We start from the raw sequence: 18,561 nt of genomic DNA on the forward strand, positions 1-18,561 counted from the left end.
ATCCAATCTATTCTTGCAGGAGCAACTCTCCCGCCTCAAAATGGAGGAGGGAGAGTCAATCAGGATTTATAAAAGGATATTAAGGGTGATAAACAAAGCTGACGCCGGGCCCTGCATGATAGGTATTATATGATAAGACACCAGGAGCTACAACATTCCAGCTAGAAACGTTGAGCGATCCATCAGCATTGATGCCTTCAACGATACCAACGTGGCCGGTTCCTGCACCAGCATTTTGCACTCCAGGTTGCAATACAATAATGGAATGCAATACTGGTGTATATGAATTGATCCATCCGTAGAGGGGAGCCTGATAGGCGTAGGTGGCAGCATTGCCAGACCAGGGTACCTCATAGCCTGTTAACTGCCAGTAGCGATATTGGGCCCAGTAGGTACATTGACCGGGGGTGGCGTGAATGACCAGATTAGCCGCAGACACCTGACCGCCCGCTGCGGCTGTCACGGCCTGTGAGCCACCAGTTGCAATATCCAACGTGCTCTGTCCATTGCTCAACGTATAGTCTCTATTCACGCCGGCATAGGTAACATTACCGCCAGCATCATAGCCATCCTTCATCACCGCGGTCGCAGTTGCTGCTTGTGCCGCAATCAGAGCAGTTTGATTATCATGTACGGAGACCGAGTTCGTTTGAGGCTGGATAAGACGCAAAAGCCCGTTTGCGTTGCCATTTTGCGTGGGTAATACAGCCGCTAATACACCAACCAGCACTATCAGGAGCGTAACAGCGGCGCTAATATTAATGATCAGGCGCCGCCCTTCAGGCGGTCGCATGGTTCCTGTACTCTTTTTACCTGTGGAGGGAATCAAGATGGGGGGCTGTTGAACGTGAGTGGTAGAGTCAGCAGTTGATTCCTGATGTTCATTGGTAGCTGGTACAAGCGCTCCTGCTGTGTGTTCAGTATCTGGTATTGATGGCGTCTCCTGCTTATCCTGAGGGTCTACTTCAGGAGTTAAAGCCGTATTTGTAACTGCTTCTGTCGAAGATATGGAATGGGACTTTTCCTTCAAAAACATGGATGCGACCTTCCCTACGAAATATTGAACATACGTGAGTATGATAGGTGGATTTTAATAGAATAATACAAGTGTATATAAATAAGCTGACGCTGATCAATGAAATGCATAGATAACAGGACCATGTATCTAGTGGTGGTTAAGAAATAATGCCATCCAGCACTTGTTTCTTGAGGATGAATTTGACTGCAGTACCGGTGTAGAAGAAGTGGCAGTGCTGAGTAGTTGTAACACCCCTTTGACAGTTGGTAGCACTATGGATTATACTTTCTACATACCCATACCCAGGGGGTATGGGTATGTAGAAAGTATAATCCTATTGTTTTAATTATTAGCTAGCATGTGTTTTGTCATATGAAAGGTGCATATCAGATGGTTATATTGCAACATCTTGCTGACGCATTAGTTATGGCTTTTAGTATGTTCTGGGAAATACTCTGGCCTCTTATTCTGGGTTTTACGCTTTCGGGTATTGTACAGGCTGTGGTATCACATCAGGCACTGGCAAAAACGTTGGGGGGCGATTCTCCGAAGAATGTCTTGTTTGCGACATTATTTGGAATCGCGTCCAGTTCTTGTTCATATGCGGCGGTCGCGCTGGCGCGCTCTATCTTCCAAAAAGGTGCCAGCTTTACCTCTGGCATGGTTTTTGAGATTGCTTCAACCAACCTGGTTATCGAACTGGGTATTATCCTGTTTGTTCTGATGGGCTGGCAGTTTGCGCTGGCAGAATATGTTGGTGGCCTGTTGATGGTTATCATCATTGCCGTCATTTTTCGGCTTACCCTGACGCCACGGCTGGTCCAACAAGCGAAAACACAGGCTGAGAAGGGGATGATAGGAAAAATGGAAGGGCATGCCGCCATGGACATGAGTGTCTCAGGAGGCACCTTCTGGCAGAAGTTATTCAGTGGGAAAGGATTCACAGCAGTAAGTAACTACTTTGTGATGGATTGGGCATCTGTATGGGTAGATATCCTGCTAGGTCTGTTGATTGCAGGGGCTCTGGCGGCATGGGTCCCAGAGACCTTCTGGCAGGCCTTTTTCTTTTCCAATAATCCGACGCTGGCCAGAATCGAAGGCCCATTACTCGGGCCGCTGGTTGCCATCTTTAGTTTTGTCTGCTCCGTTGGCAATGTCCCGCTGGCGGCCGTGCTCTGGAAGGGTGGAATTAGCTTTGGTGGTGTTGTCAGCTTTATTTTCGCTGACCTGATCATTCTGCCGCTCCTCGATATCTATCGTAAATACTATGGTTGGAAGATGATGGTTTATATTCTGATTACCTTTTATCTCACCATGGCTGCTGCTGGCTATATCGTCGAGTTCCTGTTTGCTGCTCTGGGCATTATTCCCGAGAACCGTAATATAACTGCTATGAGTGAAGGTATCCAGTGGAACTACACCACTATACTTAATATTATCTTTTTGCTTATCGCTGTACTGCTCGTGATCCGCTTCTTGCGCACTGGTGGTCGGATGATGCTCAAAATGATGAATGCATCCAGTGAGCAAGATATGTCTCAGCACGCCCACATGTAAATAGCCACCTGAGCGCTGGCAAATCTGTATACGAACTTGCTTGCATACATATTTTTGAGCTGTTAAAATAGTTGTAGTGATTATGCTATGGAGAAAAGTGTGTACACAAAGTATTGACGCCGCTTCATTGTTCATGTAATTAGTCACGTTTCACTTACCTGTAGTAGTGCGGGTGAGATATGCTGGTGCTGGCTTACATCCACCGTTTTCCTGTTATATGGACAATATGTTTGTTCATATTCCTCTCCACGTGCTCCTCCAGCCCCCTCTATGCAGATTCCTTCTGCCTTTTTCTCAACTTTTTCTGTTCTGATAAAAAATACTCATGATATATGCAGTCAACGCATAGGAGAGAAGAGCTGATATGTTTATGATGCCCGACAATTTTACGTATAGAGCCAGCCAGAGCTGTGATGCGACTGGCAATGGTGGGATTGAGCGTCTGTATGCTGCGTTGAAAAATAGTGAAGCACGCTGGAATCTGACGATCGAGCAGCCATTCAATCTATCATTTAATTATGTCGCACCTGCTCGGCGTGCAGATGGTACAGCCGTTGTGATCAAGGTGTGTTTACCCAGTGATGAGTTCGCACTGCAGCATGCAGCTCTGCGAATCTGTAATGGACATGGGATGGTACGCCTGCTTGATTATCATGAAGAGGATGAAACGATGCTGCTTGAGCGCCTGGAGCCTGGTGTAATGTTGAGTACAGTAGAGGATGATGAAGAGGCCTTCTCGCAGGCTGCTGCTGTGATGCGTCAGATTCGACATCCAGTGCCAGCACAGCATCCATTCCCTACCATTCAGGATTGGGGACGTGCGTTGGCGACTGCGCGTGCATCCTATGCTCAGAATAGCAGTCCAATCCCATCGAAATTGCTTGACGAAGCCTGTGTTCTCTTTGCCGAGCTTGCTGCCAGTCAGACGGAACTGGTAGTACTTCACGGGGATCTCCATCAGGAAAATATCTTGTCCGCTGAACGTGCTCCATGGCTGGCGATTGATCCCAAGGGAGTGATTGGTGAACCCGCCTATGAGACTGGCTCACTGCTGCGCAACGAACTTCAGCGTGTGTTTGATGCCCCTCAACCATTGCGGGTAATGGCACGCCGTGTGGATCAGCTCGCTGCTGAGCTTGACTGTAAGCGCGAACGCATTCGCGGCTGGGCCCTGTCCCAGGCAGTTCTTTCTGTCCTGTGGGACGCTAAAGAACCGGGTTTCCCTACGGCCTTTGATCGGCAAATCATCGCTGCCGCTGAGCTGCTAGCCCAACTCAAAGGCTGAGCAACGTAAGGTTATCGAGGATAGCGGCGTGATATATTGGCGTGGCGATCAGAAATCGGTCCAGGAAAAATGAGCGAGTTCTTGCGTGACCATGGGAATGGTGAACCAGAAGGTTGCTCCCTGCTGTGGATGGCTGACCACGCCAACCATGCCATGGTGGAATTCAACGAAGGCGCGACAGAGGTAAAGTCCAAGTCCCAGGCTCAGGTCCAGTTCATTCTGGACGGTGACACCGGTTGAGCGATAGAAGCGTTCCCAGATCAACTCCTGTTCCTCTTCAGGAATACCCCAGCCCTGATCCTGGACAGCTACCTGAGCCATTGAGCCTTCGATACTCAGACGGATCGTAACTGGTCGATCCGCCGGCGAATACGCATGGGCCTGGCGCAAAAAGGTATTCACCACGCGCCGGATACGTGCCGGATCGGCTACGACTTTGTAGGGATAATCAGGATTTGCCGTCTTGAATTTATAGACACGCTCGGGGGTAACTATTTGTTGCTCTGCTATGGCTGCCGATACCAACTCCTGAAGATCACAGTGACGCATATTTAAGGTCAGTGTATTGGTTTGAATGCGCGAATCATCCAGCATATCATGGATCATGCGCTCCTGGATACGTGCGCCTTGCAGTGCGTTTTCTAATGTTTGTTGAATATTTGTTTGATAGATATCCCATTGCTCATTGCTGGTAGGCATCGTACCTCGTTGCAGGCGGCGTTGAGCTAGCTGTAGATTTCCCATCAAAATTGTCAACGGAGTACACAACTCGTGACTGGCTAAATCCAAAAATTCGTTCATGCGCTGATAGGTTTCGTTCAATGCCTGTTCCCGAGCTTGTGTATGCGAGAGTTGTGTATATAAATGGAACTGCTTCAGGATCAGTGTAATCAGCATGGACATGGCCTTGACGAGTTCAATCTCACCCTCAGAGTAATTGATGTCATTGCCACTTTTGGCCAGTACCAGGCAGCCAATCACATGATTAAACACAAATAGCGGCAAGCAGAGAAATGTCTCGGGTCCAGTATCAGACTGCAACGCTGTCTGAATATGAATATCTTTACGCGGTAGGACCAGGATTTCTTGCATCATGAGCTGAGCTAAAAACTGTGGGCCAATGAAGTCAGAAATGGACGTGGTGGTGGTTGATTGCTGGGGTAGCATTGCCTGCTCAGGCGTAGATCCGCTCATCGCGATAAACTGGACTTGATCATGCGCGGCATCTATCGTCAGGAGCCACGCATGATCAGATGCGAGTTGCGAGCGCAGGAGGTCAATGATCGATTGCGTAATCATCTGCATATCAGGTGAAATAAGCATCTCTGCCGCCAATTGTGTCTCTTCATTTCTCTCATCGTTAATTGGAAACAAACCCATTAAAGCCAGGAGCGCTTGAATAATTTGTTGCGGCTTTTTATTTCCTGCCTCTGAGAGAGGAGCCTGGTGAATAATGCAGATTGCTGTGTGTGGTGATTCTTGATTATCAGGTATCAGTGCACAATACACATCTACCCGGAGCATCTGGCCGTCTGGCTGTTGGAGAAGCACCCCATGCGCTTCTATTGGAGCGGTTGCCGTGCCTCGTAGTGCTTCAGCCAGAGGATCTGCATGACCTGCCAGGGGAAATGGTTGGCCGGATACCTCATCAAACAAGTGGATATACTCGGAGTAAGGATGGCTGACCCTCGTAGTCGTGGAACTTAAACCTAGCAGACTGATCGCGACCGGATTCGCTAAAACAATCTGACCGTACTCGTTGTAGATGAATGCGCATTCATTAATAGAACCAAAAACGCTACAAAAATCTTTTTTCCTTCTGACAATCTTCTGTGTTTCTGGTGTTTTTTGCTCTGGCATCATTCTTTATATCCTCGGCCAATGGGTATGCTGCATACATAATAAGTAGAAATTATTTAATTGCCATAGTATAGAATATCGTGACCTTATACAGCAAGCAGAGCCATATATTAAATATAAAAACTGTTTTTGTATTTAATGAATTATTTTACCGATTATACTACAAGTTAGCAGGCGACTCTCAGTATATTGATCTGGCATAACGCATAGCTTCTCGCCATAAAAGTTTTTTTATGACGTGATCTGTTCCAGCTATCTCCTTACTCCTCTCCTCTCTCTACCCGCTCCTTGATAAAAGGTCGTCTTCATTAAATTTTTTATATTTGTATGATCTATTTTTTCGGCGTTGTAAGCTTAAAGTAAGATAATTTCATCATGAAACGCAGGCCTGCTTTGCTGTGTAAATAGTTAACTTTTATGAACATAGTGGTGAATACAAAATTTACAATTGATCAACATGGATCACCGAATATTCTCCTATAGGGATGTAGCAAGGATGGCAGGTGGGATTAGATTGTTGTTCCTGACAATTTACTACATCTCCTGGAGGTACACTTGAAAAACATACAACAACGTTTTCTTCACTGTGCGCTGGTACTGTTAGTCGTTATACTGGCAGTAATGACAGCAGGCACAGTCCATAACACAACACCCACGCTTGCCGCAAGCCGGAACACACGTGCCACATACCACATCCTACCGGGCCATATGATTCCAACTTTAAAGAATGCTCTCAGCGGACATGTGACCGCTGAGAGCAATATCCTTCGTTTATCAATTGGCCTTACCTTACGCAATCAGGCGGCTTTGAAGACACTGCTGACAAACCAAACCGATCCTACCTCTCCCTACTATCAACAGTATCTGACGCCCCAGGAATTTGCCAGCCAGTTTGGTCAGACCCAGCCTGCTGTGGATGCGGTAATTGTCTTCTTGCAAAGTCAGGGGTTCACGATTAACTCAATCTCTCCCAATCACTTATTTATTAACATTACTGGAACTGTGGGACAGGCGCAGAAAACTTTTAAGGCCATGATCCATGATTTTGCCTACCTTAACCGCACAGTTTTCGCACCTACCAATGAGCCTTCCATACCTGATTATCTTGCTCCTATCATCCAGAGTATTGGGGGACTGAACAATATTCCTCAGGACCACCATCGTCCTGCGCTCCACAAAACCATCAAGCCGCTGGTTGGTCCTGGTGGAGGCTATACGCCCAATGAACTCCGCACTGCCTATAACGTTACCCCGTTAATCAGCGCCGGCTACTCTGGTGCCGGTCAGACCGTCGCCATCTTTGAATTAGATGGTTATAAACCTTCTGATATCGACACATACCTCAGCAATTACAGTCTGGGACCAGCAAGATACTCGGATGTGCTGGTGGATGGGGCCACGAACACTCCGGATGGTTCTGCCACTGAAGTAGCATTGGATATGGAGGTTGTGTCAGCGCTCGCGCCAAATGCTGACCAGAAGATTTATATCGGGCCTAATTCTTTTATTGGCGTTAATGATACCTATAATCGGATTGTAACTGATGACATTGCCAGAGTCACCTCGACCAGCTGGGGGTTATGTGAACCATCGATTGGGAACGCGGAATTGGGGGCGCTCAGTAATATTTTTGCGGAAGGGGCCGTACAAGGACAGGCCTTTTTTGCCGCCAGCGGTGATACTGGAGCATTTGACTGTCGTGGTAACCCTACGCTCCTGGCTGTAGATTCACCGGCCAGCGATCCATATGTGGTTGGCGTTGGTGGGACTCGTCTGACTACGGGTACAGGAGGAACGTACTTGAGTGAGTCAGCCTGGAGCAGCGCTAATGCTAGCCTGGGTGGTGGTGGTGGTATCAGCTCGTTCTTTACTCGACCGAGCTATCAGACCGGTATCAACCTGACCAATGCCAACCGCATGGTGCCTGATATCTCAGGCAATGCTGATCCAGCTACAGGCTACTCTGTCTATTGTACAGCCGTTGGTGATCCCTATTGTTCGGGTTGGTTATCGGTAGGTGGGACCAGCGCGTCTGCTCCCCTCTGGGCTGGCATCGCGACTGATATTAATCAATATCTGGATGATCATAACAAGCCTGTGCTGGGCAATGCTCACGTGCCATTGTATAAACTCTACAATAATCCACAAACATTTCCGCCATTCCACGATATTACCACAGGTGATAACCTGTATTATCCGGCTGCCCCTAACTATGATCTCCCTACCGGTATCGGTACACCAAATGTCTGGAATATTGCTCGCGACCTGGCCGGTATAGTAACGCCAACACCAAGTCCAACACCGACACCAAGTCCAACGCCGACACCAAGTCCAACGCCGACACCAAGTCCAACACCGAGGTTAAGTCCAACGCCAACCTCACCGACCCCACAGCCATTGCCTGATCTGTTTATTCAGCAAATACATGCAGGCGGTACAACGCTCGGTATTGGACAAACATTCAATGAGCAGATTCGGATTTCAAGTCTGCTGACCTCGGGGCCTGTAGCAGCCTCTAACCGCATTAGTATGGAGGCGGTACTACCAGTTGGTCTTAAAAATGTGACGGTGAGCGGCACCAATTGGTCAATCATAACGACAGGATCGGTCAGTCCGGTCTTGATTTTTGCAACGTATGTGGGTACCTATCCAGTGCTTCCAGGGACCACGCTACCGCAGATTCTGCTGACGGGTACCGTGACTGGAGCTGTAGGCGTTGCTATTACTGATACAGCCGTGATACTGACTCCAGCTGATCGGCAGGCAGCTAATAATCTGGCCACCGATACATTCGTGACAACTGCAGCACCTGCACCCATTACACCTCTACCAGTGCAGACGCTTATTCCTGTCACGTTGATTCCATTGACAATCCAGCCATTACCACCGGGTTTACCGAATCTGCAGTTTCAATTAGCGCATGCCGGAAACATCTTTCATGTTGGTCAGTCGGTAACCTCAACGCTGACCGTTAGCAATGTGGGAACCCAGCCTTTTAATACTGGTAGCCAATTGTTGCACCTGACTGGTGTCCTCCCCATCGGGTATAGTAACCTGAGCATTACTGGCACCAACTGGCAGGTCACCACTACTTCAAGCACTAGTCCGATCATCTTTTTCGCGACCTATACCGGTATTACACAACTCGCAGTAGGACAAAGCCTGCCAACCATCTTTATTACTGGTACTCTGAGCAGTGGAGGATTGCCATCAATTACCAGTGCTATCTATCTGAATGTGGATAAAGATAATTATCCCTTGAACAATCTCACCATCGATACCATCAATGTCTTGCCAGTAGCTAATGTCCGCAGAGAGGATTAAAGCCACACGCAGGATAATTTCTTTGCTATGTGAGATTGGTGGGTAGTCATCAATCTTATATAGCACGTTAGCATTATGTTGTCTGTACTTGTTTCTGTGTGTTATGCTTTCATTGCAGCAGAGGATTTTTTTGTCGACGCGATGTATGTTAAGATGCTAAAAAGAGGTATATTTATATGTTGTTGATTGCGCTGAAAGGTTTTTCTGGTTGTGGGAAAAGCACCATCAGCCGTGCTTTGAGCCAAAAACTTGGCTGGCCTCTCATTGATAAAGATGATATTAGAGATCTGCTAGATGATACTATCCCGTTAGTTGGTGGCCTGGCATATGAGGTTATGTTCAATGTCGCTCGCCGTCAACTGCAGCAGGGATTGAGTGTGATCTGTGATAGTCCATTAACAGGGAGCATTTCATATGAACGTGCTCAAGCGATAAGCAGAGAAGCACATGCCTCCCTTGCTATCCTGGAATGTGTTTGCTCGGATTCGTCCAATTGGGAGCAACGTATCAATGCCCGCAAGACACTCCAACTGCCTGTACACCATCAGACTGATTGGCATTCCTTCCAGCATTTTCTACAGCAACCAGCCACTCAAGAATCCTACACTATCACGCATCCCCACCTTATCATCGACACCAGCCAGCCGCTCGATGTATGCCTGACAGAGATTATGGCATGGCTAGAACGCCTTGTTCATTATTCGGCTTGAAGGCTTTGAAGAATCTCTGTGACGGTTTCTTCTGGCGTTTGTTCTGTGTTGTCAATCCACAGACCGATGCCTGCCATAGAGGTTCTAAGCTCACGGTCAAGGTAGGTTGCCCAGGCAGAACCCCGGGCGGGTTTTGAGCGCTGTCGATCTCTCTGTTGAGTAACAATATCAACATGCGGAGCCAGCACTACCAGCGAAAAAGGAACACCATTTAGCTCTTCCTGTAAATGCTGCCAGCGGTCTCCCAGGATTATGTCATCAAGCACCACTATGAAGCCTGCCTCAAAGAATGATTTTCCCAGCAAGCACATATTCTTGAGACGCAAGCGAAGTTGTTGTGCCGCCTCGCCATGCGGTTCGCCTGGATCACGCTGGCTGACCCATTTTCCTCCGGCCACGATCATGCGTTGCAACATATCAGCTTCTATATGGACGCCGCGCTGAAAGCGTTGTGCGAGTAAATGGGCAATGGTGGACTTGCCGGCCGCCATAATCCCAGTTACTACAATGATTGCTGGCTGTTGATTATTCAAGGGACATTACTCTTCTTCTAACTCCAGATAGATCTTTAGATAGATATCCTGAAGTGTTAGTGACATATCAAGGCTTTCGAGCATAAATGCATCACTTTTTTTTGATACAAACTGTCTTCCCACTTATAAGCATTGACACGGTGAAAATGCTTCACATACTAGCGCTGTGAATCGACAAGCAAAATCTCTTGGATAGTGGGATATTTCTGATAGGCCTCTAGTTTCTCGCCCTTATCTATATGTTGAGTGGAAGGGGACATAACTTCTACTACCACTGTTGGTGAATCCATAACTTTTTTGTCCAATCGGCAGGATCGCATGATACCGATAAATCTGGACAGTAATAATGATCCTCAGATAAACGCAGAATAGCACCAGGTCCATACGTAACACATTCACTATCCAGGAGAGCATTCCCGAACAGACGCGCCAGATTCACCTCAATCTGAGCGTGGGCTAGTGAGCCACCAGTCATCATACGAATATATCCATCAATATATTTATACTTACGATCCTGGAAAGCCTCAATCATTTTCCAATAGTCATCTACTGTATAGCTACGCTGAGGATCGAACATCACTCCCCTCCTACGCCATCAAAAACAACTCCACTTATGTACGATATACGATATCCTAAAAGGAACATAATTAGCAACAAACGACCACTAATTATATAGAGTTCAAAGAAATTACGTCATCTGTTTCTAATGTGATTACAGGCCTAATCAGAAGTAATTATTCTTATGAATCTTCATTGCTTGACATAAGTGACAAGAGTCTAGTATTCTCACAGACAGCGAAGCATCAATCCAAATATTTTTGCTATAAGCGAAAATATAGCAGTTATACATTTTGAAGCCATAAAAGAGCCAGTAAAGAGTTTACTATGAAAGTTTATGCAATCAGCGATTTGCATCTTGGTGTTCCCAGTAATCGGCTGGCATTAGCCGAGTTACCCTATTATCTTGATGATTGGTTGATCGTGGCGGGTGATGTTGGCGAGACGGCAGAGCATCTCCATTACGCGCTCTCCATTTTAACCAGACGCTTTGCTAAAGTTCTGTGGGTGCCAGGAAACCATGATCTCTGGACAGTTCCGGGCACCAAAGATAGCGCGTTAGAAGGTGACGAGCGCTATCGTTTCCTGGTCAATATTTGTCGCTCCTATGGGGTCAGTACTCCGGAAGATCCATATCCAATCTGGAAAGAAGCTTTTGTGCTGGCACCGCTGTTTCTGCTCTATGACTATAGTTTTCGACCGGCTGATGTCTCTGAAGAGGGAGCCGTGGCCTGGGCGCAGGAGACTGATGTTCTGTGTTCCGATGAATATCTTTTGCATCCAACCCCTTATCCAAGTAGACAAGCCTGGTGTCAGGCACGGCTGGCGTATACTGAAAAGCGCCTGGCGGAGATTCCAGCCGCTTATTCGCTGGTTTTAATTAACCATTTTCCACTGCGCCAGGAATTTGCTCGTGTCTATAATATTCCACGTTTCTCAATCTGGTGTGGTACGACACAAACAGAGGATTGGCATACACGCTTTCCGGTTTCTGTCGTTGTCTCTGGCCATATTCATGTACGTACGACCGATTACCGCGATGGCGTACGCTTTGAAGAGGTCTCGCTTGGCTATCAGCGTAACTGGAAGTCAGAAAAAGGCGTGCAGGGATATCTACGCGAAATTCTCCCGGGACCACCGCTACCGGAGCAGCAGCCCGCGACCCAATGGTATCGATGAGTATGTATTTATTGTCATCATTCAGGAAAAAAGTGCTTGATCCTATTATTTATGGAAAGTATGCGTGATGATTGAAGATATATGGCAGCCGCCTCCTTCTACATTGAAACTAGAACAAAGTGCTGTGCATGTCTGGCGTGCAGACCTGCGTGCTTCACAGGAGAGTGTGGAACGTTTCAGACACATCCTATCTCCTGAAGAACAGGCCAGAGCACAGCGTTTCTATTTTGAACGTGACCGTTATCGTTGGACCATTGCCCACGGTATCTTGCGGATTTTGCTGGCCAGGTACACTGGACAAGATCCCCGAGCACTGCGTTTCCAGGTGAACGCTTATGGCAAACCGAGTCTGGTACAGCCTGATCAGCAACCGCGGCTAGAATTTAATCTGTCGCATTCCCACGAAATGGCACTCTATGCGTTCACCTGGCAGCGACAAATCGGTGTAGATGTCGAATATATGCGTGACGACATTGGCTATGAAGAACTGGCCCGGCATAGCTTCTCTCCAACTGAGCAAGCGGTATTGCTATCGCTTGCGACTTCGCAGCAGAAAGCAGCATTTTTTAAGTGCTGGAGCAGCAAGGAAGCGTACATCAAAGGCCGGGGTATGGGATTATCACTAGAACTCAATCTCTTTGATGTTGCGCTGGCACCGGACAAGCCAGTAGCCCTGCTGGCCAGCCGCGAAGATCCTGCTGAAGTACAGCGCTGGAGTATGGCGAAGCTGGAACCAGGCGCTGATTATGCTGGAGCCCTCGCCGTTGAAGGCCCACTCCCCGACATATCTTGTTGGCAATGGAACGGCACACTATAAGCGTGGCTGAAACCGTATCAAAGAAGGAAGCCTGCACCATAAAACAAAGCGCATTTCCTTCTTTGAGCCAGATATATTTTGATAACATCAGGTAGTACCATGCTACATAGAGAGCCAGGATTATTGATCGTAAGCCGCTAATGTGGGCAGCTTACCTCAAAGAGAATATTATTGAGTGCTTTGAAGTAGAAGCCGTAGCTTCCTCTCATGTTCCTGGGCCCTTGCGTGAGCTGAATCTCTGTGGCTTCCAGACGGCTATAAGTCTGGTCTACCTGTGCGCATGTTTCTAGAATAAATCCAACGTGAAAATCTTTAGGATATGCTGGTGGTTCCTTCTCGATGTCTCGATATTGACTCAGGACAAGTGTGAAATGGTGTCGGTCTGTCATGACAGCGATAGCATTCCCTTTCTGTTCCAGGAACTGGAAATCGAAGCGGTCCTGGAAGAAGGCACGCGCCTGTGCGAGATCGTCTACACAGAGATTGAGATGGTTGAGTTGCATGAGATTCTCCTGATAAACGTGTTGAGCTAAATTTGTTGTGGCATGTTTTTTGTGCCTGCCTGGTGTACTCGCAAGGCTGGTAGGGCCAATATTATTGCCAGGATGGCCAGAGCGATGATCAAGGCTCCCGACCAATAAGGACTGGCGTGTCCAAATTGAGCGTAGAGGATACCGCCGAAGATTGGTCCAATGATCATGGCCAGGGATTGCATGGATTGGCTGGCACCACCAACCAGTCCTTGTTGCTGGGGGCCAACTGCCTGGGATGTCAGGCCGCGTAGAGCGTTTTCAACCAGCCCACCGGCGCCAGCAAACAGGATGACACCAGCGATCATCAGGAGCGGTGAGGCGACGATGGCTACCGCTCCCAGCAGGATGTAGCTAATGGCAACCAGGATCAGCGAGCCGATGCTGAGTTTGACGTACCCAAAGAACGGCAGCAATTTGCCGACTAATACGCCCTGTGCCACGATATCGACGATACCAACCAATGTGGCAACCAGTCCAGCCTGGGTCGGATTCCAGCCCAGACTATCCTTCATCAGAATAGTCAGGTTGGCCTGGAGGCTGGCGAACGGAAAGGCATAGAAGAATCCTGCCAGTAGCAGCCAGCGCAGGTTGGCGATACGGAAGACGGTTCCTAACTGCGCCAGCGGATTCAGGTCGCGCAGACGAATGCTGCTGATGCGATGTGCTTTTTGCAGGCTTTCCGGTAAGAAGAAGAAACCCCAGAGCAGGTTGAGAAGTGTGATCGCAGCCGCAACCAGGAACGGTGTGCTATAACTGACGTTTGCCAGCAAGCCACCAATGGCGGGTCCAAGAATAAATCCAACCCCTGAGATCCCACCCAGGAGACCAAAGTAAGAGCCACGCTCTTCTGGCTCGGTTATATCTGCGACATAGGCAAAGAGAATGCTGAAGTTGCCGCCAGTCAAGCCATCAATGATACGCCCCAGGAAAAGAATCCAGAGCGCACCACCCAATCCAAAGATCAGGTATCCAAGCGCTGAACCGAGTAGGCAGATAAACAGGACAGGTCGACGACCATAGCGATCACTCAGCAAACCCAGTCCAGGGGCGGCAATCAGCTGGCAGATACCGTAGATTGAGAGCATCCAGGCCACTACCAGGGCCAGATCATTGCCATTGCTGATATACTGGCGGGTCATAAAAGGCGTTACAGGACCAACAATGGTGAAGCCAACCGTATTTAGGAAGGCAACGATAGCCAGAAAAATGATCGCCTTGCGTTTAGGCGTGGGCTTCTTTTCTCCTTGTTGGACTGGTGGGGCTTCCGTTGTACTCATATGATATATTCTCCTATCTGACTCTTTTTGTGTGTGTAACAGTCCCTACTATAAAAGTCAGATGGATGAACTGGCATCATATTTGTGGATGAAGGAAGGATGATTGTTAGCCGTTTATATTGAGTTGTCTGGCGCGTTCGCTCGCCTGGATACGGTTGTTGACATCCAATTTGCGGTAGATGCTCTGGACCTGGGAACGTATCGTATTGACCGACACTACCAGTTCGCTTGCAATCTCGGCATTAGAGTTGCCCATAGCCAGCAGGCGCAGCACTTTTTGTTCTTGCTGACTTAACGGCTCAGAGAGCAACGTTTGCGCTGAGGTTGAACGCTGGCGGCCCTGTGGCTCAAAGGCGGTGAGCAATTTCCGGACATAGGTATGTAACACTTTGCTCTGAACCTGCGGTAAGTGGTTGCGTAGCAAGGTAGCCATCTCCTCACCTTCATCCAGGAAGAGGCGCAGATAGCCTTCGCCCTGGGTTAATTGCAACAACTGGTGTAGTTGCTCATGTGCCTTTTGGTATGTACCTTGCCGCGCATGGGCCAGCACAAGCACCACCAGGACCTCCAGACTGAGCAGGACATGTCCTGTTTGCTGCGCACTGGTGTAAAGTTCTTCGAGTTGTACGAGTGCTGGAGTTAATGCTCCCTGTGACAACAAAAAGCGGACACTCATCAGCTGTTCACGCCTGCGTTGGAGTAATGGTAAAGTCTCCTGAGCCTGCTCAACCGAGGCAAACCAGCGCTCCACGGCCATCTGATTAGCGCTGGCAAGCTGGAAACGAGCCAGCATGCTACGTACCTCGCGTGAGAGTTGATTGCTCTGGGCTGTTGTGGGTGTTTGCATGCGTACTAACCAGGCCGTGAGACGCTGCTGAGCCTGTTCAGTCTGTCCCTGAGCCTGCTCAATACTGGCCAGACACATCGTTGTGTGGGCTAAGGTATCTTCAGTATGTGTCTGTTCACTCAGTTCAAACGCTTCCTGAGCGGCCTGCCTGGCCTCCTCAAGCTGATTCCATTGATAGTAAATGTTTGCCAATCCTAATTGCATGCGTGTAATATCATCGCGATCTTCCTGGATTCTGGCCTCATGGAGAATCTGCCGAAGTTGTTCAGCTGTATGTCGCAATTCTCCAAGTTCAAAACTGGCCCCACTGAGCATTCCCCTGGTTGCGCGTGCATACAGAAGGTTCCCCTGCTGCTCACTCAGTGTCAGTGCTTCCAGCAGAATCCTGCGCGCAGCCATAAGATCGCCGGTCAAGATCTCGCCAACACCTACCACCGTCAGAGCCAGATTGCGCCAGGTACGTTCGGTGGCCGGAAGCCAGGCCAACGCCTGTCTGGCCCAGGTTACTGCCGGCAGAATATTTCCTTCCTGCCGCGCCAGAAGTGCTCGAAACGCAAACACCTCTGCCAGTTTCTCTATATTATTCGCGTCCCGCCAGTATTGTTCAGCCATCTGTAGCAAGCGCTGGATTTGCGGCAAGCCATGTGTTGTGCCGGGATCCTCCAGCAGTAAAAAAAGTAATGACATGGCATAGCGTACACAGATATCTGGATGGTGGATCAGTTCTTCTTCCGGTAGACCTTGTAGCCAGCGTCTCAGGCTATATATTTTTTGCGCGGCCGGCGTGTGGTCCTGTTGTTGACTTGCGATCAATTGTTCAATGATCTTGATTGCCCGTGGAAATGCCTTTGCCTCGAGCGCGGCCTCAATCGCTTCTGTTTGCAAGCCATGTTCTTCATACCAGATACTGGCCCGCGCGGATAACAGGCGCAGAGCGTTATCGCCTAGTTTGCGTTGTGCCTCCTGGCGCATTACCTCAGCAAAGAGTGGATGATAGCGCGCCCATTGATTTGATCCATAGAGCGGAATCAAAAACATGTCGCCAGCCTGTAATGCCTGGATGAACTGCTCGCTATCCTGGCTTTCCCGAAGCGCATCACACAGTGGAGCCGTAAGGAGAGGCAGTACACTGGTCTGTAAGAGGAATTCCTGCAGTTTTTCTGATAATGTAAGGAAGACTTCATTCAATAAATATTCGCGAATACTCCAATAGTTCTGGCTGAAGTTGGTCAGTATTTGTTGAATGGTGTGTGTATTCGCTGTATCAGCCAGGGCGCGCGCCAGTAATCGCAGACCAGTAGCCCAACCTTGAAGTTGCTCATGAATATGGCGTAGATCTTTTAAAGAGAGTTTGAATGGTAACTCCTGCTCAAAGAACGCGCATGTCTCTTCGAAGGAGAAAGCTAGTGCAGGCGGATAAATATCTAGCAGTTCATTGCGGCCGAGCAGGCGAGCTACCGAGAACATGGGATCGCCGCGTAGAATGATAAAGCAGTGGAGAGATCCCGGGAGGTGATCAAAAAAGAAGTTGAGCGACTCAATCACCTGTGGCGAGTTGATGACATGGCAATCATCCAGGATCAGTATGGCGGGATATGTAAATTGGCTTAATTCATTGATTAAGGAGGTCAACATCATCTGCAACGGCTTAAAGGGAGGCAGGCGATGGGCCCTCAATAATTCCAATGCTTCCTCCCCACAGCCGGGGTGTAGGGTCTGGCAAGCCGCGATCAGATAGCGCCAGAAGCGTACCACATCATTATCTTCATCATCCAAGGTGACACTGCCAACACGTGGAAAATCAGCACGTGTACTATTATGGGCGATCCACTGGCTGACTGTGGTTGTCTTGCCATAACCAGCAGGTCCCGATACAACTGTCAGCTTATGTTCCAGTCCTCGATCTAGCAATTGCCATAACTGCTCACGGGGCAGCAACGATTTTTGTAACTGTGGTAATTGTAGTTTGGGGAGCAGTAATGGCTCGAAAGATACTGCGTGCGTTATTGTCGCATTACCTACATTATTTAAGCTGGCGATATTGTTGAATGGTTGTGGAGTTGTGGCAATGTCCTGCTCATGCAGCAGGTCCGCCATCTCTTCGAGACGATCTATACTCAATTGTGAACTTAAGCCGAGATAGCGTTTACGCATGCGGCCCTGGTGGCGTCGATAGGCATACCAGTAGCCTTCATCCTTGTTGCGCCGCCGTTCTTTTAAGAGATTGATGCGCCCATTGCGTCCAGCAAAAGCAAATGCATCATGGGTCTCAAGCCAGCGCAACCAATCATCACTACTGTCCATCAAGGCAGGTGATGGCTCGTCTGTGGGCCCGATAAAACTGTAGGCTGCCTGTTCAGGCAACCAGCGAAGGATATAGCGTGCGCTTTTGGGCATGAATCATCCTGGCTCTCTGCTTTTGTTCCCCAACAACTCGTGGGGATGATTATACGTTGTTGGGGAGCAAAAAGCAATTGTTCCCCAACAACGTATACATGTGAATGTAGCAATTAAAGGCCAGGATACTTATGAGAGTGTATGGATAGTGTTAAGCGTAATCCGTTGCTTACAGGCTTTGGCCTACGACATGTTCAACCTTCACATGTAAGATCACACGCTCATCACCGGGATAGCGGCTTTTTGAGCCATAGCGCTTGGCCAGGGTATCATAGAAGGCTCCCTCTGGATCCTCCTCAATCCGCTCAACGACGCCGCGAAACTCGGCGTAGATATAGGGATCACGCTCATCGGTGATAGATACAGAGACGCGTGGGTCGCGCTTGATGTTCTCATACTTGGTGCGCGACGTCGTATGGGTGAACTTAATATGTTCGCCATCCCACAAAAACCACATTGGCGACGTTTGTGGATCGCCATTCACCCCAATGGTGGCCAGGTGCGCAAAGCTTTTACCTTGCAGTATTTGTTGCACTGTTTGATTATTAAGTCCTGCCATAAGAAAAGCCTCTTTCTATTATCCGCTCTGGAATATCCAGACGAGTGATGCTCTTTAAACAAGTAATAAGGCGTTCATTAAATCCTTACCATTATAGTAATACGGAC

The 18,561-nt window shown here is 48.5% G+C and carries 13 protein-coding genes and 1 pseudogene; 6 read left to right on the top strand and 8 right to left on the bottom strand.

Going from position 1 to position 18,561, the window contains the following annotated elements; translation table 11 throughout:
* Nucleotides 1–79: 79 nt before the first annotated feature.
* Nucleotides 80–1,036, bottom strand: a complete 957-nt coding sequence (locus tag KDW_RS26225) for a CHAP domain-containing protein (protein WP_151758876.1) — start codon at nt 1,034–1,036, stop codon at nt 80–82.
* A 372-nt stretch (nt 1,037–1,408) separates the two neighbouring features.
* On the opposite strand from KDW_RS26225, the gene KDW_RS26230 reads away from it, so the two are divergent.
* Both KDW_RS26230 and KDW_RS26235 read left to right on the top strand, forming a co-directional pair.
* Nucleotides 1,409–2,575, top strand: a complete 1,167-nt coding sequence (locus KDW_RS26230) for a permease (protein ID WP_151758877.1) — start codon at nt 1,409–1,411, stop codon at nt 2,573–2,575.
* A gap of 370 nt (nt 2,576–2,945) precedes the next feature.
* Entirely contained in the window at nt 2,946–3,860 is a 915-nt protein-coding gene (locus tag KDW_RS26235) for an aminoglycoside phosphotransferase family protein (protein ID WP_162005624.1), read from the top strand.
* Nucleotides 3,861–3,908: 48 nt separating this feature from the next.
* On the opposite strand, the gene KDW_RS26240 is transcribed toward KDW_RS26235, so the two are convergent.
* Nucleotides 3,909–5,723 carry an ATP-binding protein gene (locus KDW_RS26240; protein ID WP_151758879.1) on the bottom strand — a complete coding sequence of 605 codons (1,815 nt, stop codon included), beginning with the start codon at nt 5,721–5,723 and terminating at the stop codon, nt 3,909–3,911.
* 552 nt (nt 5,724–6,275) lie between these two features.
* On the opposite strand from KDW_RS26240, the gene KDW_RS26245 reads away from it, so the two are divergent.
* Nucleotides 6,276–9,044 (top strand): S53 family peptidase, encoded by a 2,769-nt coding sequence (locus tag KDW_RS26245; RefSeq protein ID WP_151758880.1) that lies wholly within the window; start codon nt 6,276–6,278, stop codon nt 9,042–9,044.
* 176 nt (nt 9,045–9,220) lie between these two features.
* Nucleotides 9,221–9,754, top strand: a complete 534-nt coding sequence (locus KDW_RS26250) for a P-loop nucleotide/nucleoside kinase family protein (protein ID WP_151758881.1) — start codon at nt 9,221–9,223, stop codon at nt 9,752–9,754.
* On the opposite strand, the gene KDW_RS26255 is transcribed toward KDW_RS26250, so the two are convergent.
* Together KDW_RS26255 and KDW_RS26265 are read right to left on the bottom strand one after the other, a co-directional pair.
* Nucleotides 9,742–10,287 (bottom strand): phosphotransferase-like protein, encoded by a 546-nt coding sequence (locus KDW_RS26255; protein ID WP_151758882.1) that lies wholly within the window; start codon nt 10,285–10,287, stop codon nt 9,742–9,744. The genes KDW_RS26250 and KDW_RS26255 overlap by 13 nt on opposite strands.
* A gap of 158 nt (nt 10,288–10,445) precedes the next feature.
* Nucleotides 10,446–10,864, bottom strand: a pseudogene (locus tag KDW_RS26265) (Uma2 family endonuclease).
* Between the two features lie 308 nt (nt 10,865–11,172).
* On the opposite strand from KDW_RS26265, the gene KDW_RS26270 reads away from it, so the two are divergent.
* Both KDW_RS26270 and KDW_RS26275 read left to right on the top strand, forming a co-directional pair.
* Nucleotides 11,173–12,024, top strand: coding sequence for a metallophosphoesterase family protein (locus tag KDW_RS26270; protein WP_151758885.1), 852 nt, complete (start codon nt 11,173–11,175; stop codon nt 12,022–12,024).
* A gap of 67 nt (nt 12,025–12,091) precedes the next feature.
* Nucleotides 12,092–12,841 (top strand): 4'-phosphopantetheinyl transferase family protein, encoded by a 750-nt coding sequence (locus tag KDW_RS26275; RefSeq protein WP_151758886.1) that lies wholly within the window; start codon nt 12,092–12,094, stop codon nt 12,839–12,841.
* Nucleotides 12,842–12,978: 137 nt separating this feature from the next.
* On the opposite strand, the gene KDW_RS26280 is transcribed toward KDW_RS26275, so the two are convergent.
* The 4 genes from KDW_RS26280 to KDW_RS26295 form a co-directional block, all read right to left on the bottom strand.
* Nucleotides 12,979–13,344, bottom strand: coding sequence for a VOC family protein (locus KDW_RS26280; protein ID WP_151758887.1), 366 nt, complete (start codon nt 13,342–13,344; stop codon nt 12,979–12,981).
* Between the two features lie 26 nt (nt 13,345–13,370).
* Nucleotides 13,371–14,651, bottom strand: a complete 1,281-nt coding sequence (locus tag KDW_RS26285; RefSeq protein ID WP_151758888.1) for an MFS transporter — start codon at nt 14,649–14,651, stop codon at nt 13,371–13,373.
* Between the two features lie 106 nt (nt 14,652–14,757).
* Entirely contained in the window at nt 14,758–17,895 is a 3,138-nt protein-coding gene (locus KDW_RS26290; RefSeq protein ID WP_151758889.1) for a winged helix-turn-helix domain-containing protein, read from the bottom strand.
* Between the two features lie 169 nt (nt 17,896–18,064).
* Nucleotides 18,065–18,454 (bottom strand): PPOX class F420-dependent oxidoreductase, encoded by a 390-nt coding sequence (locus tag KDW_RS26295; RefSeq protein WP_151758890.1) that lies wholly within the window; start codon nt 18,452–18,454, stop codon nt 18,065–18,067.
* Nucleotides 18,455–18,561 lie beyond the last annotated feature (107 nt).

The organism is Dictyobacter vulcani, assembly GCF_008974265.1.
Classification (GTDB): Bacteria; Chloroflexota; Ktedonobacteria; order Ktedonobacterales; family Ktedonobacteraceae; genus Dictyobacter; species Dictyobacter vulcani.

Coding starts and splice junctions, on each gene's coding strand:
- KDW_RS26285 (WP_151758888.1), bottom strand. CDS start 14,651: ATGAGTACAACGGAAGCCCCACCAGTCCAACAAGGAGAAAAGAAGCCC.
- KDW_RS26225 (WP_151758876.1), bottom strand. CDS start 1,036: ATGTTTTTGAAGGAAAAGTCCCATTCCATATCTTCGACAGAAGCAGTT.
- KDW_RS26270 (WP_151758885.1), top strand. CDS start 11,173: ATGAAAGTTTATGCAATCAGCGATTTGCATCTTGGTGTTCCCAGTAAT.
- KDW_RS26275 (WP_151758886.1), top strand. CDS start 12,092: ATGATTGAAGATATATGGCAGCCGCCTCCTTCTACATTGAAACTAGAA.
- KDW_RS26235 (WP_162005624.1), top strand. CDS start 2,946: ATGATGCCCGACAATTTTACGTATAGAGCCAGCCAGAGCTGTGATGCG.
- KDW_RS26240 (WP_151758879.1), bottom strand. CDS start 5,723: ATGATGCCAGAGCAAAAAACACCAGAAACACAGAAGATTGTCAGAAGG.
- KDW_RS26230 (WP_151758877.1), top strand. CDS start 1,409: ATGGTTATATTGCAACATCTTGCTGACGCATTAGTTATGGCTTTTAGT.
- KDW_RS26295 (WP_151758890.1), bottom strand. CDS start 18,454: ATGGCAGGACTTAATAATCAAACAGTGCAACAAATACTGCAAGGTAAA.
- KDW_RS26290 (WP_151758889.1), bottom strand. CDS start 17,895: ATGCCCAAAAGCGCACGCTATATCCTTCGCTGGTTGCCTGAACAGGCA.
- KDW_RS26250 (WP_151758881.1), top strand. CDS start 9,221: ATGTTGTTGATTGCGCTGAAAGGTTTTTCTGGTTGTGGGAAAAGCACC.
- KDW_RS26280 (WP_151758887.1), bottom strand. CDS start 13,344: ATGCAACTCAACCATCTCAATCTCTGTGTAGACGATCTCGCACAGGCG.